16 protein-coding genes are annotated in these 14,481 nt (G+C 35.5%); 7 read left to right on the forward strand and 9 right to left on the reverse strand.

Annotated elements, in window-relative coordinates; genetic code table 11:
• From MKY26_RS13145 to MKY26_RS13165, 5 genes are all read right to left on the reverse strand, one after another.
• Positions 1-396, reverse strand: coding sequence for a thioesterase family protein (locus MKY26_RS13145; RefSeq protein ID WP_095372039.1), 396 nt, complete (start codon positions 394-396; stop codon positions 1-3).
• A 704-nt stretch (positions 397-1,100) separates the two neighbouring features.
• A complete protein-coding gene (locus MKY26_RS13150) occupies positions 1,101-1,757 on the reverse strand; it encodes a GntR family transcriptional regulator (protein WP_095372037.1) in 657 nt (218 codons plus the stop codon).
• A gap of 174 nt (positions 1,758-1,931) precedes the next feature.
• Complete coding sequence (locus MKY26_RS13155) at positions 1,932-2,054, reverse strand: YuiA family protein (protein ID WP_233435202.1); 123 nt, start codon at positions 2,052-2,054, stop codon at positions 1,932-1,934.
• A 164-nt stretch (positions 2,055-2,218) separates the two neighbouring features.
• The gene (locus tag MKY26_RS13160; protein WP_341097869.1) at positions 2,219-2,707 is read right to left on the reverse strand and encodes an NUDIX hydrolase; all 489 of its coding nucleotides are present in this window, start codon (positions 2,705-2,707) and stop codon (positions 2,219-2,221) included.
• Positions 2,708-2,781: 74 nt separating this feature from the next.
• Positions 2,782-3,996 (reverse strand): NAD(P)/FAD-dependent oxidoreductase, encoded by a 1,215-nt coding sequence (locus MKY26_RS13165; protein WP_095372035.1) that lies wholly within the window; start codon positions 3,994-3,996, stop codon positions 2,782-2,784.
• 431 nt (positions 3,997-4,427) lie between these two features.
• Between MKY26_RS13165 and MKY26_RS13170 the strand changes: the two genes are divergently transcribed.
• Positions 4,428-5,417 carry an NAD(P)/FAD-dependent oxidoreductase gene (locus tag MKY26_RS13170; protein WP_307318352.1) on the forward strand — a complete coding sequence of 330 codons (990 nt, stop codon included), beginning with the start codon at positions 4,428-4,430 and terminating at the stop codon, positions 5,415-5,417.
• Between the two features lie 185 nt (positions 5,418-5,602).
• Here MKY26_RS13170 and MKY26_RS13175 read toward each other — a convergent pair whose 3' ends face one another.
• Both MKY26_RS13175 and MKY26_RS13180 read right to left on the reverse strand, forming a co-directional pair.
• Positions 5,603-5,965, reverse strand: coding sequence for a HesB/IscA family protein (locus tag MKY26_RS13175; RefSeq protein ID WP_322910422.1), 363 nt, complete (start codon positions 5,963-5,965; stop codon positions 5,603-5,605).
• A gap of 93 nt (positions 5,966-6,058) precedes the next feature.
• On the reverse strand, positions 6,059-6,319 hold the full coding sequence (locus tag MKY26_RS13180) for a DUF1450 domain-containing protein (RefSeq protein WP_341097870.1): 261 nt from the start codon (positions 6,317-6,319) through the stop codon (positions 6,059-6,061).
• A 261-nt stretch (positions 6,320-6,580) separates the two neighbouring features.
• On the opposite strand from MKY26_RS13180, the gene MKY26_RS13185 reads away from it, so the two are divergent.
• The 4 genes from MKY26_RS13185 (at position 6,581) to MKY26_RS13200 (ending at position 11,188) form a co-directional block, all read left to right on the forward strand.
• A complete protein-coding gene (locus MKY26_RS13185) occupies positions 6,581-7,648 on the forward strand; it encodes an NAD(P)/FAD-dependent oxidoreductase (RefSeq protein ID WP_095372031.1) in 1,068 nt (355 codons plus the stop codon).
• A 528-nt stretch (positions 7,649-8,176) separates the two neighbouring features.
• Positions 8,177-8,920, forward strand: coding sequence for a GNAT family N-acetyltransferase (locus tag MKY26_RS13190; RefSeq protein ID WP_307318353.1), 744 nt, complete (start codon positions 8,177-8,179; stop codon positions 8,918-8,920).
• Between the two features lie 270 nt (positions 8,921-9,190).
• Positions 9,191-10,318: a collagen-like protein gene (locus MKY26_RS13195; RefSeq protein ID WP_341097871.1), complete on the forward strand. Its 1,128-nt coding sequence runs from the start codon at positions 9,191-9,193 to the stop codon at positions 10,316-10,318.
• Between the two features lie 531 nt (positions 10,319-10,849).
• Positions 10,850-11,188, forward strand: coding sequence for a hypothetical protein (locus tag MKY26_RS13200; protein WP_341097872.1), 339 nt, complete (start codon positions 10,850-10,852; stop codon positions 11,186-11,188).
• Between the two features lie 11 nt (positions 11,189-11,199).
• Here the strand turns inward: MKY26_RS13200 and MKY26_RS13205 are convergent, their stop codons facing one another.
• Positions 11,200-11,808: a hypothetical protein gene (locus tag MKY26_RS13205; protein ID WP_340976339.1), complete on the reverse strand. Its 609-nt coding sequence runs from the start codon at positions 11,806-11,808 to the stop codon at positions 11,200-11,202.
• Between the two features lie 356 nt (positions 11,809-12,164).
• Here MKY26_RS13205 and MKY26_RS13210 point away from each other — a divergent pair, with 356 nt between their 5' ends.
• The gene (locus MKY26_RS13210) at positions 12,165-13,691 is read left to right on the forward strand and encodes an AbgT family transporter (protein WP_307318358.1); all 1,527 of its coding nucleotides are present in this window, start codon (positions 12,165-12,167) and stop codon (positions 13,689-13,691) included.
• A 70-nt stretch (positions 13,692-13,761) separates the two neighbouring features.
• On the opposite strand, the gene MKY26_RS13215 is transcribed toward MKY26_RS13210, so the two are convergent.
• Entirely contained in the window at positions 13,762-14,085 is a 324-nt protein-coding gene (locus MKY26_RS13215) for a YuzD family protein (protein WP_095372025.1), read from the reverse strand.
• 154 nt (positions 14,086-14,239) lie between these two features.
• Between MKY26_RS13215 and MKY26_RS13220 the strand changes: the two genes are divergently transcribed.
• Positions 14,240-14,479, forward strand: coding sequence for a NifU family protein (locus tag MKY26_RS13220; RefSeq protein ID WP_095372024.1), 240 nt, complete (start codon positions 14,240-14,242; stop codon positions 14,477-14,479).
• The last annotated feature ends 2 nt before the right edge of the window (positions 14,480-14,481 follow it).

The raw sequence follows: 14,481 nt of genomic DNA on the forward strand, positions 1-14,481 counted from the left end.
TTAATTGTTGGTAGCTAAAACTTTCTTCGCAATTACTTCTTTCGGAAGAACCGCTTGTTTGACTTCTCCTCTACCAATTAGTCCAAGTTCATTCATCACAATAACCTCCGTTACTAAAGAACGTTCAGTAATTGTCGTAACGGTCGCTGTTAAAGTCACTTTAGAATTTTCCCCAGATGGTGCCACATGTTGCATGTGGACAGCTGCCCCCATTCCCTCTTCATGATCCTCAAGAAACGGAAGAAGGATTTTTCTAGAAACCCACTCCATGTGATACACCATGGATGCAGTTGAATAGACGGGATGAACAACTTCTCCGTCGAACTGCGCAAACATATCCTTTGTGATATTTATTGTCATTACTTCTGATAGACCAATATGTAATCCATCCTTCATTGCTACACACCACCCTTTTTGTATGCGCTTTCATTGTAGTAACAAAAGAAAATTACCCATGTTAAAATATTTACACCACACCACACTTCTGAATTTTCTTTATATTTCGGATATTACAACATTTTCTATTTTTAGTCAACGGAAAACAGTTAACCAACATACCTCTTAATTTAATATTCGCCTTGTTTGACTTGAAAGAGCGATATGAAATGAAGCTGTAATTGCTCTACCCCATACATAGTTTATGTAAAAAAAGGGTGAAAAAGACATACTCACTTTGTGCATTTAAACAAGTAAGGATAACGCAACAACAGGAAGAAGAAGTAGTAGAAAACTTCATCACTTTCAGTTACAGAGGAGGTATATATGCGTTTGTTGCTAGAACAAATATTAGCCAGCTCGAATGCGGGGATGAATTTAGCTATAGGCGGGATCATGTGTACACTATTTTTATGAATGAATAACCTAACTAAGTTAGTAAAAGGAATGGGAAATTACCATTGAATTCTCTATAATGACCTTCTCTCAAAAGAAATATATGGTCGTCACTACAAAGAAGAGCACACCATACGGGGGACTTTACAGATAAAATAAACAAGCTGACTTGTCTCACCAGTGTTACAATCAAACCTTTAAACTTAGAATCTGCCTTAATAATCAAACAAAGCTACTCTATGTAGGGCTCTACTTAGAGTAGCTGATCTTTATTTAGACACGCTTTTATCAATATGCATAAGGACACCATCAAGCCCTTTTCTGATATGCTGTCTGATATATTCTTGTGCTCCTTTTTCATCACCGCTAAATAATAAGTCTATAATTCTTTCATGTTCTTCTACTAATGTAGGATAGAAGTTTTCCTTTACCATATTACTACGCATATAATGAATCTTTGCCCGAATCATTTCTAATAACTCTGTTAACTGTTTATTCTTTGAGGCATAAATGATAATATCATGAAAGGCTTGGTCGAGCTTACCGAGTTCGATTATATCTTTCTTTTCATTTGCCTGATAACTAGCTATTAAATTCTCCTGTAACTTTTCTTTCTCATTCTCTGAAATATTATGAATAGCTAAGCTGATCGCAAGAGCTTCTAAACTTTCTCTACATTGGAAAAGATCTATTACATCTTGAACCGTCGGTGTATAAACCTTTACATAGCCATCATTATATACAAGGAGACCATCTTGAATGAGCATTCGAATCGCTTCTCTAACGGGTCCTCTACTTATGCCTAATTTACTTGCCGCTTTTGCTTCTACAATTCTCTCAGAAGGTTGATATACCCCTTCAAGAATTTCGCTCTTAATTATATGATATGCCTGTTGATGCAGAGACTCAGGTTTAACGATACGCATAAATTGCAACCTCCATTACAAACTTCGCCAATTACTAAACTTTATTATAGCAGAATTTTATTTAAAAATTTTGATATTTGATAGCATGATGAGATAATTCTACTGCATTTTAACAAAATTAAAAGCGCTCTAGAACTTAGAGCGCTATCATTACACCTTATTCAGTTGCTATATTTATTTTTCATGTTTACCAGAACCACCGCAACAAGCACATGTTTCCGATCCTCCAAGGATCAGTTGGAAATACCCTTGACCTGCACAATAGATACAAACTTTAGATTCATTTTTTACTGTCATGTTGTTCATCTCCCTTGGAATAATTGAATTTTCTGATAATAACTAAATAATACAGAAAAATATCAAAAATGGAAAGGTTCAAAAAACAGTAAAAACCCTTTATGTAAACGCATACAAGCGTTATTATCTTTCTTATGCTTTAAATTATGCAATATATCACGAGGTTACAAAAATAATTTATAAGAAGTGTAACCAAATTGATCTCCAGGATTAATGCCATCAATTAATGTTTTGTTGTTATGATTGAGGTTCTCCCATATATACTGAATCATGACTGAAGTTGGTTGATGATGAATAAGTTCCAGTGGATCCATAAATTGGACATCATCTAATTCTTTGTCTTCTATTACAATTGCCTGATTTGTATCAGCTTCCAAAAGAAAAATGATCATATTATCGCTAATTTCACTTTTGATTACACCCGTACGAAGACCTATCATCTCTTTCACACGACAAGATAGCCCAGTTTCTTCCTTCACTTCTCTAATTATTGCCTCATCTGCTGTTTCATCTTGCTCTACAAAACCGGCAGGTAATGACCATTTCCCTTTTAAACCACCGTATTTCTTGTTTACAACTAACCATTCATTCTTTTCATTGATTAAAAGACCACTAACCCCAAGCCATACTTTACCTCTATCGACTTTTCCCATTTTATCCCTCCTTAGATGAATTAATCTATAAAAAAAAGAGCAAACATATCGTTTGCCCTCTTATATTTAACGCATTAAAGAACGTTGAATTTACCTTTTTTTGCAACTAATGAAGCGCCACCGATCATTAATAATGCACGGTTATCAACCATTTTCTTCATAAATGAAGCTTTTTTACCAACCACTTTTTTACCAAATACAACACCAATCGCATCATCTTCACCTAAAGAACATACTGTACCTTTGTTATCAAAAGTAAATGACCCTAGTTCTTTATTTTGAATAAGTGCAGCAATATTTTTTGCAACTAATTCACCTTGTTGCATAGCAATTTGTGCAGTTGGCGGATAAGGACGATTAATTTCTTCATTAATTACTAATGAACTATCACCAATAACAAAGATATTGTCATGTCCAGGTGCTCTTAAATTCTCATCCACTTTTATGCGTCCACGCATAGCTTCGAATCCTGATTTTTCAATAATGGCATTCCCACGAATACCAGCAGCCCAGATTACAGTACCAGCTTTAATTTCTTCTACATCATCTTCGCCTTTTGCTACGATAATACCATCTGGCGTACCTTCTTTAATCGCTGTGCCAATACGGAATTGAACACCTTTCTTCTCAAGATGAGCAACAGCATATTCAACTAATTCAGGATCAAATCCTGGTAATACCATTGGAGCTGCCTCAACACATACAATCTTCACCTTTTCAAAAGGTACATCATATTCTTTGCATAATTCAGGAATACGGTTACCTAATTCACCAAGGAACTCGATACCTGTGAAACCAGCACCACCAACAACGATTGATAGGCGCGTATCATCTTTTACTTCTTCTGTATTATAAGTAGCAAATTGATACTCGATATGCTCACGAATTTGGCGCGCAGAATTGATATTAGAGATAGAGAAAGCGTATTCTTTCAATCCTTTAATACCGAATGTTTCAGATTCTCCACCTAGTGCAACTACTAGATAGTCATATTCAAGCTCACCTTTTTCAAGTAGAACTTTCTTCTCATCTGTTTTAATTTCAACAGCAGTACCTTTTACAAATTCAACTTTACCGTTGTCAATTACTTTACTTATATCATAACGTACTCGGTCGTGATGTAATGTACCAGCAGATGCTTCATGTAACCAAGTTGTTTCATAATGGTAATCATTTTTATTCACAAGAATAATTTCAGCATCATTTGCTCCGATTTGTTTCTGCAAACGAGTTGCAGTCATTAATCCACCGTAACCTGCACCTAAAATAACGATTTTTGGCTTTTTCAAGTGTATCACTTCCACCTTTAATATATTTTATAGTACTTCTTATCTCCTATTTTTCATAAAATAAAAGATTGTGATATTCTTCACTAATACGGACAAAAAAATGTTCGAAAAATGTCACAAAAAATTAATAAATATATCTTCTATTACATAGTATTCCTTTTCTATCTTATTTTCAAGCTAAATTGACACTTTAAGAATTTTAAGATTTTTTAATTTGATAATGATTATCAATACTATAAAATCAACATTGGTACCGCTTTCACATTTTACCTTTCTAAAGGAAATTTAACCGTATTTTTCTAGTCAACGCTTATTCTTAAAAGATCATTTGATGGTACATCTTTTCCTCATGCAACACCTAATGATACAGAATAGTCTAATATTATGGTAAACTAATTAAAACACCATAAATATACTTAGGGGGAATCACTTTGACTGAACAGAAGATTTACGACATCACGATTATCGGCGGGGGTCCAACTGGGCTATTCACCGCTTTTTACGGTGGGATGAGACAAGCATCTGTTAACATTATTGAAAGCTTACCTCAACTAGGTGGACAGCTTTCTGCCCTTTATCCAGAGAAATATATCTACGATGTTGCTGGATTTCCGAAAATCCGCGCACAAGAGTTAATAGATAATCTTGTTGAACAGATGGACAAATTTGATCCGACTATATCTTTAGAACAATCTGTACAAACATTGGAAAAACTAGCAGATGGAACATTCAAAATTACGACAGATAAAGATGTCCACTTTTCAAAATCTGTCATTATTACTGCTGGTAACGGCGCATTCCAACCCCGTCGTTTAGAATTGGAAAGTGCGAAAGAATACGAAGGAAAAAACCTTCATTATTTTATTAACGACCTCAATCATTTTGCTGGAAAAAGAGTCGTTATATTTGGTGGAGGAGATTCAGCAGTGGACTGGGCTTTAATGCTTGAACCTATCGCAGAAAAAGTTACAATCGTTCACCGCAGAGATAAATTCCGTGCACATGAACATAGTGTAGAAAACCTTGAAAATTCTAAAGTTGATATCAAAACACCATATATTCCAGCTGAATTAGTTGGTGATGAAAGCGGTGTAAGCCAAGTAATCCTTGAAAAAGTAGGCGAAGAAGAAAAAGAAGTTATCGACGTCGATGCCGTTATTGTTAACTATGGTTTTGTCTCTTCATTAGGTCCAATTAAAGAATGGGGCTTTGACATTCAGAAGAACTCTATCGTTGTAAATCAAAAGATGGAAACTAACATTGAAGGTGTTTATGCTGCTGGAGATATTTGTACTTACGATGGAAAAGTAAAATTAATTGCATGTGGATTTGGTGAAGCACCAGTCGCAGTTAGTCACGCTAAAACATATATTGACCCTAAAGCAAGAGTACAGCCTAAACATAGTACTTCAATGTTTTAAAAGAAAGGCCCGGATGTGATTCCGGGTTTTTTTACACCCTTAAACTGGAGGAAGTTTTGACCATTTTCACATAATACCTACCAACCACACTTCTGGTGGATTAAACATTGACTTTCTGACTTCAAATTATTATGCAAAGTAAAAAAAGACCTTCCCTTTATAAAGGAAAGATCTCTTCACTAAGATTAGCACTCTTCTGGCGTACCAACCTTCGTTGCTGTTCTAAAGGAAGAGCCGCAGCCACAATTGGCAATCGCATTTGGGTTGTCGATTGTGAAACCGCCACCCATCATGGATTCTTTATAGTCTATTTTTGTCCCTTGTAGAATCGGTGCATCTTCTTTACTTACAACGATTTTAAGGCCATGTAATTCAAAAGGAATGTCGTCTTCTTCTACTTCTTGAGCAAAGCCCATTCCGTAAGATAATCCGCTACAGCCACCGCCCTTTACAGCTACACGTAGCTTGGCGTTCTCTTCTTCATTTTGTTTCATCATTTCTTTAATGTGAAGGGCTGCCGCTTCTGTAATCTCAACAACTTGATTCATCATAATCCCTCCAAGTTTATATTATAGGCTTAGTATATACTTCTTTACAGTGTTTCACAAACTTACTGCCTTCATTAACGTAACTATACCTTATTATATGGCAACAAAAGAGTAAAGGAACATTATTTCTTCATCTAAATGTTGATAAATGTTATAAACCAATTCCTCCGCATTTTCCCCATGAATGATGTCATTGTCAACTAAAGCGAATAATAAATGCCGGCACTTCCCACAATATCCTAAACAGCCATATTCAATGACATCTAAATCATAATCTTTTTTTAACTTTGTAAAGGCATGGTGAGAACCATTGGCCATATTTGTTATACAAAATTCTACAACAATCTTCCTCATAATATTAACTCCTTATTCGCTTCCTTTTCTTCTTTACAAGAAACTATAAATATCAGAATATTTTTACTCCGTCCTTTCTACATAAGTTTCCTTTTGTTTTCTGTTGTGATTTAGAGATAATTTCGTTATACTTTTTATGGGATTATGCAATATGGATGGTTATATTTATTTTTTTAAGATAATTTGGACACTTGTGTTTTTTCCATTGTATCAGATTATCTTCTTGTATGAGAACGGACAAAATAAAGGGGATATCAGCAAATGAAAAATCTTGTTATTCTAGGGGGAGGATACGGAGGAATGCGAGTGCTTGCTCGCCTTTTACCGAATCAACTGCCGGATGATGTTTCGATTACTCTCGTCGACCGGGTACCTTATCATTGTTTAAAAACAGAATACTATGCACTTGCCGCTGGAACGATTTCCGATCAACATGTACGTGTTGCTTTTCCAGAACACCCTCGCTTGAACATTCAATATGGAGATATTACAAAAATTGACACAAAAGAAAAGATGGTTCATTTAAACGATCAACAACCAATTTCATATGACGATCTAATTGTTGGACTTGGTTGTGAAGATAAATACCATAATGTTCCTGGGGCAGATGTATATACTCACAGTATTCAATCTATTGCCAAGTCACGAAAAACATATGAAACGCTGAATAATTTGCCAGCAGGTGCCATTGTTTCGATTGTTGGTGCTGGTCTCAGTGGTATCGAGTTAGCATCTGAACTAAATGAAAGCAGACCTGATTTAACGGTCAAGTTGTTTGATCGGGGGAATCGCATCTTATCTGCCTTCCCAGAGAGACTAAGTAAATATGTACAAAACTGGTTTAACTCTCGAAGCGTACAAGTCATTAACAACTCTAATATCACTAAAGTCGAAGAAGGCGCTCTATACAACCATGATGAGCGGATTGAAAGTGATGTCGTTGTATGGACTGCAGGTATTCAGCCGACACATGTTGTACGTGCGATGGATGTTGAAAAAGACAAACAAGGTAGAGTCGTATTAACCAAGTATCACAATATCCCTGATGACGAGCATGTATATGTAGTAGGTGACTGCGCAAGCCTTCCTCACGCACCAAGTGCGCAACTAGCTGAAGGACAAGCAGAACAAATTGTACAAGTCCTTTTAAAACGTTGGAAAAATGAAGAACTACCCGAAACCCTTCCAGTAATAAAACTAAAAGGAATCATGGGTTCTTTAGGTAAAAAACACGGCTTTGGTTTAGTTGCCGAACGTCCAATTACAGGACGAGTAGCACGCCTTATTAAATCAGGCATTCTTTGGATGTATAAATATCATAACGGTTAATAAAACTCTTGGTTATCTACAGTTTTATAATTTATTGATTTAAGAGGGTTTTTCAATCCTTTTAAATACAGGAAGTACAATTTCTTTTAGAGATTGTACTTTTTTTGTTGGGTTTTTATATTGCTCTTTCAATTGCCTTCAAAACTTTCAACAACATTGGCATAATTTGATAATCCATATCCAAGTGCTCCATACTGAATTCCAGTTCATGCTCTATCACTTTTCTCTAACATGAAAAAACATGAACCAACAACAACAACAACGGATGAAAGAGGAAAACTCGCAACTATCAAATCAACTAACGGGTTTAATGCCTAGGCCAATACCTTAGGTGATTCATCTCCAAGATACTCAGTGGCTCCCAACTGGGATTGCTTCTGGTGAAACAGCAAGCATAATCCGTAATGCATTGTTGTACCTATTCTTCTAATTCCTCTTTTGTTGCTCTTTCCAAAAAGGATTGTTTTTAATCATTGAATATTAATTCAAAATAATGTATTATTATTCAAAAGTTATTTGGAGGGAAAAATGAATTATAAAATTATTGAAGAACTATCTTTGAACAATTGGCAGCCATTATCTACGTTACTTTACGATGGGTGGGTACTACGATTTTCAAATGGTTATACGAAACGTGCTAATTCTATTAATCCTATCCATTATTCAACTTATGATTTAAATCAAAAAATTAGAGAATGCGAGAAAAACTACTCTAATAATGAACTAAGTACTACATTTAAAATTACGCCTTTTGTTAAACCAGAAAATTTAGATGAGATTTTGGAGGAAAAAGCTTATTCTTTAATTGATTGTACAAGTGTTCAAACCATGGCGCTAAATGGCATCATAGAACCAACCTACCATTCTGTAAAACTAGATAGAAATATTAATATTGAGTGGCTAGATAATTTTTGTAGACTGAATAATGTTGAAGAAAAAAACAAGGATACGATGGTACAAATGTTGTCCAATATTACAACTCAAAAGTGCTTTATATCACTATATTATAAAGCAGATGTGATTGCCTGTGGTCTTGGGGTTATAGAAAGGGACTACATAGGACTTTATGATATTGTCACTGACATTAAATTTAGGAATCAAGGGTTTGGCGAACAGTTGATATTGAATTTACTAAAATGGGGGAAAGAAAATGGAGCTAAATACAGTTACCTAGCTGTTCTTTTGAATAATAAACCTGCATTAAGGCTTTATTCTAAAATTGGTTATTCGGAAATTTACAAGTATTGGTACAGAGTTAAAAAAAATGTTTGACCCAATCCTAATTCAACTATATCAGATAATTATAGATCCTCAACTACTCCATTATAGAGCGCTTTTGTTGAGCGAAATTTAGTCGTGGCAATTGTATAAACCATTTAATTAGATTGCCTTGATAAGATGAGAAAACGGAATATGAGAAGAATCAGATTGGACATGCTTAGTCGAGTTTCTCTATATGTTTAGTAAGTAATAGGTATAAATACAATCTCTTTCCTCTTAATTTTAATAATATATGTAAAAGCAAAAAAAGGGGGGAAGATAATGCTGTTAGGATTTAACTATCATTCACATGAAAATTGTAATGAATGCAATATATATAAGTGTAAACCTTATTATATTAGAGGAGATACTGGTCCCACCGGTGTAACTGGTCCCATTGGTTTGACGGGAGATACTGGTCCCACCGGTGTGGCCGGACCCATTGGTTTAACTGGAGTTACTGGTCCCACCGGTATAACTGGACCCATTGGTTTAACAGGAGTTACTGGTCCCACCGGTGTGACTGGACCTATTGGTTTGACAGGAGTTACCGGACCCACCGGTATAACTGGACCTATTGGTTTGACAGGAGTTACTGGTCCCACCGGTATAACTGGACCTATTGGTTTGACAGGAGTTACTGGTCCCACCGGTATAACTGGACCCATTGGTTTAACAGGAGTTACCGGACCCACCGGTATAACTGGACCCATTGGTTTAACAGGAGTTACTGGTCCCACCGGTATAACTGGACCCATTGGTTTGACAGGGGTTACCGGACCCACCGGTATAACTGGACCCATTGGTTTGACAGGAGTTACTGGTCCCACCGGTGTAACTGGTCCCATTGGTATAACAGGGGTTACCGGACCCACCGGTGTGACTGGGCCTATTGGTTTAACGGGGGTTACTGGGTTAACTGGAATAACAGGAGTAACAGGTCCAACTGGTGAAGCCTTTGTACCGCAGTACTTTAATGCTGCAGGAATTGGAGGAAACCAAGTAGTTGCTACAAATGAAGATGTGATTTTCGATCTATCTAGTCCAGCGTCAACTTCTGGTTTCACATTCACACCAGTATCATCAAATATAGTAGTAAATGTATCTGGTGTTTATCGTATTGACTATGCCTTATCATTACGTTCTGAAACAGGGGGAGGCACAATTAATTCTGCGTTTGCAGTAACCATTAACGGTGCTGCCCAACCCCTTTCCTTCTTTGGTGAAGAATATGTCACTTTCCCAGATACTGATAGAAGTCAATTTAACGGTTTTACAATCGTTTCTATCCCTGCTGGAGGAATAGTAACCATTAGAAACTTTAGTGCAACTATCAATTTGCTAGCTGGAACAGGGGTAGACAATCAAGCCATAAATCGTTCAGCAATTATTATACAAAGGGTTGGGTAGGGTTTCCACAGGAGTAAGTCAACAACGAACATTCCCACTTACTCGCCTTTTATAGGATCATTGATTTGGATTACAAATGAAAGTTTTCTGCTCCGATAAGGAGGGAAATAGTTAAACAGGGGTTCGGAATACATTTTTTTCACCCCCCTTACCACTAGCTTTAAAGGTTAAGCATTAAAGCGACTCGTTTATTTTATAATACACAGTAGTTGTGATACACATCTTAATATTAATAATTGAAATTAAAAATATAGTAGTTAATTTTATTTATGAAAACACAAGAAGGTTAGGTGAAGAGGTTCGGCATAGAAGAAGTTTAATTTTCGTGAACTTTATTATGACTGGAGAAAGGTGAAACAATCAATTTGAAGCAAAATAAATAGGTATGAATAAATGCTTATTTGTTATGCTCGAAATTGATATTTTGCTCTCCGGATGGATTCTTCTTTTTAGACCGTAGAGTAAAATCTCTACGGTTTTTTGTGTTTAAAATTAGAGGAGGAATTAATATATGATCGTAATGAAAATTACTTGAAAATAACTGACGAAAATCAATATGACTTTGCGACACTTATATATACTGTGATTATGGCACTCTTGCACCTATTGACTGAAAAAAATTACTACAACATATTTTTAGAAGTTTTAAAAAAAGGCGGAAGTTTCTTTTTAGATGTCTTTACTGAGCATAAATACAATGTTTTTACAGAAAGTAATAATTGGTACTTCAGAAATAATGGAGGTTTTTGGTCTCCAGAAGGATATATAGAATTGAACCAAAATTTAAACTACGATGGTTATACTTCGCTTGAACAAACGACTATCATAACTATAAAACACCCTCGGGTATTACCATTATTTCACTTATGAAACAAACGTACTTAATTCAATTTTTCTATACAGGTGACCAATGCTTTTGGTGGATAAGATTCAAGCATGCGACTATATCCGATAGCTACTTGATCACCACTAACAATCCCCTCTAGAAGAAGTGGTGACTCTATATGTAATAATACAATTTGGTATTTTGCTTGTAATTCATCCATATCTAAATGGATGTCTTTGGCATGGAAATTTCCATCTTCTATTAAGATTTTTTCTTCTATATAAATATGTCCTACCAGTACACTCTTTTTTTCACAAGATGATGTATACAGTTCCATAGCTTTTACAGCGATTTGAGGAATTTGTGTTTGAGATATCTTACTATAGCTTACTTTCACTTTATCGCCGTTCTTTATACCCTCTGGAAGCTGAGGTGCTTTATATGATAGATAGTAGATAGTGTCGTACTTTTCTTTTAAACGATTTACATCAAGATGAAGGTCTGCCTGTTGAAAATCTTCATCACCAATTAACATATGCTTATCTAATAGAAGAAACCCTATTTTTGATCTTTCTCGAGATTCAAAAGAAGGGGAGGACAAATGCATATAAACGAAATAATTCAATCCCATAAGCAACAAAAAAATGACAATAAAACCTTTCATTCCGTTTCTCCTTTTTTACTTTTTTTCTATCACTTTTAAAAATTAGACTCATTTAGCTTTCAAAAGTTTCAACTAATAAAGGGCATTTCATAAAATATCCTTTTATCAATACGTATTCTCTTCAGGACAAAATTAAGTATCACCACAGTATTCTCTTGCTATAATGGTTGTTTTTTTACATAAAAACCAAATTCCTTTATAATGATATGAATTTTTACAAAAATAACAGTTTTCTTACTTTCTCTCTTTCTATTTTCTTATAGAGACTTGCCCTTTATAATGGCAAAGAAGCGCTTACAAAATAGTTAGGTTATATTCAAAATATTTCCTAAATAGAAAGAAGGGAGAAAATATAAATGAAGAAAAAGAGAAAAGGTTACTTGCAGCGTTCATTAGATAGTGTTGAAACAATTGGTAACAAATTGCCTCATCCCGTCACTTTATTCGCAATATTGTCATTAATTGTTTTGCTATTATCTGCTGGTCTATCACAACTAGGAATTAGGGTAGAGCACCCGGGCGAAGAAGGCAAAATGGTTGAAATTACTAACCTTTTAAGTGCAGAAGGTATCCAATATATATTTTCTAGTATGACAGATAACTTTATTGGGTTTGCCCCTCTAGGTGTCGTTTTAGTGACGATGTTAGGGATAGGTATTGCTGAGCGCTCAGGACTTATTAGTGCCTTATTACGTGGGTTTGTCTTATCAGTACCTAAGCGATTTATTACACTAGGATTAGTGTTCGCAGGAATCATGTCTAGTGTCGCTTCCGATGCAGGATATGTTGTATTACCGCCACTTGGTGCACTTCTTTTTGCAGCAGTAGGTAGACATCCATTGGCAGGATTAGCTGCAGCCTTTGCCGGGGTATCAGGAGGATTTAGTGCAAACCTTTTACTTTCAGGTACAGATGCATTATTAGGGGAGCTAACCATTGCAGGTGCTGCAATTATAGATCCTGTTTATGCAGAAGGTATGAGCATTGCCATGAATTATTGGTTCATTATTGTTTCTGTGTTTTTATTGACAGTTATAGGAGCGTGGGTAACAGAAAAAATTGTTGAACCACGACTTGGGGAATATAAAGGCGACTACAGGGAAAAAGTTGAAAAGTTAACAGCTATCGAAAAGAAGGGGTTAATCTGGTCAAGTGTTTCAATTGTAGTAGGGGCTATTTTAGCAGCATTACTCGTTTTACCGGAAGGTGCTCCAATGCGTGGTACTGGTGATCAACCAATTATCTCCTCTCCATTCATGAGTTCTTTAGTACCAATCATTGCGATTCTTTTCTTTATTCCAGGTTTAGTATATGGCATGGTTACTAGAGAGATTAAAAATGATAAAGATGTGGCAAATCAACTCTCTGATACAATGGCGTCAATGGGAATGTTTATTGTACTAGCTTTTACAGCGGGACAATTTGTCGCTTACTTTAATGAATCTAATATAGGATTAGTTCTTGGGGTTTATGGTGCTGAATTCTTACAAAACATTAACCTCACAGGCATTCCATTAATTATCGTCTTTATTCTTATTGCTGCATTTATTAACATATTTATCGGCAGTGCTTCTGCAAAGTGGGCAATGATGGCTCCGGTATTTGTTCCAATTATGATGCAATTAGGTTATTCACCTGAGCTTACTCAGATGGCCTATCGAATTGCAGATTCATCAACAAATATCATTTCTCCGTTGATGACGTATTTTGCCATTATTATTGCTTTTGCACAGAAATATGATAAAAAGATGGGAATTGGTACGCTTGTATCAACAATGATTCCTTATTCAATGTTCTTCTTAGTCGGATGGACACTTATGTTGATTGTGTGGATGTTACTTGGTATAGAACTTGGACCAGGTGCACCGATTATGTATGAATAAATGCTTTTTTAACAAAAAATGCAACCTCTATCTCATTTATCTGAGGTCAGAGGTTGCATCTTTTTTTCATTTACACCGCTGTAAATCCGTATTTCTCCATCTCCGCATAAATCACTTTCAACCTAGGATTACCTTCTCCAACAATTTGATCTTTGATTTTAACTACGGGATAAAACATATCTTCTTCAATTACACGAGAGGCGAAAGCTTTTTTTTCTTCATCTAATGGTGGGTTGAATATATCGACATATGATACTTTAAATTTTTGGTTTTCAAACTTTCTTGCCAGTGCCGCTTCAAGCCATTCGTATGTCTCTTTAGATGACGGTAAATTCACACAGCTTGCACATAGAACATCTGCTCCATATACAATAATCTCTAATTGGTCAGCCATGAAATGCTTCCCCCTTTTTCAATAAAAAAAATAATTTCACTCTTCATTCTATTTTACAATATAGTATAATAACAGACATAAGTAAATGTTTCCTTATCATAGATTTTTATGGTTATCTTGATTATAATATAGATATGAAAGGAGTCGATTTTAAATGGCAGAACAAGCAGAAATGACAGGTCAAGTCCAAGAAGTACTAGATAAATTAAGACCGTTCCTTCTTCGTGATGGAGGAGATTGTGAATTAGTAGATGTAGAAGACGGGATTGTAAAATTACGTCTTTTAGGCGCATGTGGTAGTTGCCCAAGTTCTACAATTACTCTTAAAGCAGGTATTGAACGTGCTCTTTTAGAAGAAGTTCCTGGTGTTGTGGAAGTAGAACAAGTTTTCTAATG

The organism is Cytobacillus sp. FSL R7-0680 (genome assembly GCF_038009245.1).
Classification (GTDB): domain Bacteria; phylum Bacillota; class Bacilli; order Bacillales; family Cytobacillaceae; genus Cytobacillus; species Cytobacillus kochii.

Bases quoted from the DNA above. Each gene is read 5' to 3' on its own strand.
- MKY26_RS13145 (WP_095372039.1), bottom strand. From the start codon at position 396: ATGAAGGATGGATTACATATTGGTCTATCAGAAGTAATGACAATAAAT.
- MKY26_RS13150 (WP_095372037.1), bottom strand. From the start codon at position 1,757: ATGCGTATCGTTAAACCTGAGTCTCTGCATCAACAGGCATATCATATA.
- MKY26_RS13155 (WP_233435202.1), bottom strand. From the start codon at position 2,054: ATGACAGTAAAAAATGAATCTAAAGTTTGTATCTATTGTGCAGGTCAA.
- MKY26_RS13160 (WP_341097869.1), bottom strand. From the start codon at position 2,707: ATGGGAAAAGTCGATAGAGGTAAAGTATGGCTTGGGGTTAGTGGTCTT.
- MKY26_RS13175 (WP_322910422.1), bottom strand. From the start codon at position 5,965: ATGAATCAAGTTGTTGAGATTACAGAAGCGGCAGCCCTTCACATTAAA.
- MKY26_RS13180 (WP_341097870.1), bottom strand. From the start codon at position 6,319: ATGAGGAAGATTGTTGTAGAATTTTGTATAACAAATATGGCCAATGGT.
- MKY26_RS13185 (WP_095372031.1), top strand. From the start codon at position 6,581: ATGAAAAATCTTGTTATTCTAGGGGGAGGATACGGAGGAATGCGAGTG.
- MKY26_RS13190 (WP_307318353.1), top strand. From the start codon at position 8,177: ATGAATTATAAAATTATTGAAGAACTATCTTTGAACAATTGGCAGCCA.
- MKY26_RS13195 (WP_341097871.1), top strand. From the start codon at position 9,191: ATGCTGTTAGGATTTAACTATCATTCACATGAAAATTGTAATGAATGC.
- MKY26_RS13205 (WP_340976339.1), bottom strand. From the start codon at position 11,808: ATGAAAGGTTTTATTGTCATTTTTTTGTTGCTTATGGGATTGAATTAT.
- MKY26_RS13210 (WP_307318358.1), top strand. From the start codon at position 12,165: ATGAAGAAAAAGAGAAAAGGTTACTTGCAGCGTTCATTAGATAGTGTT.
- MKY26_RS13215 (WP_095372025.1), bottom strand. From the start codon at position 14,085: ATGGCTGACCAATTAGAGATTATTGTATATGGAGCAGATGTTCTATGT.
- MKY26_RS13220 (WP_095372024.1), top strand. From the start codon at position 14,240: ATGGCAGAACAAGCAGAAATGACAGGTCAAGTCCAAGAAGTACTAGAT.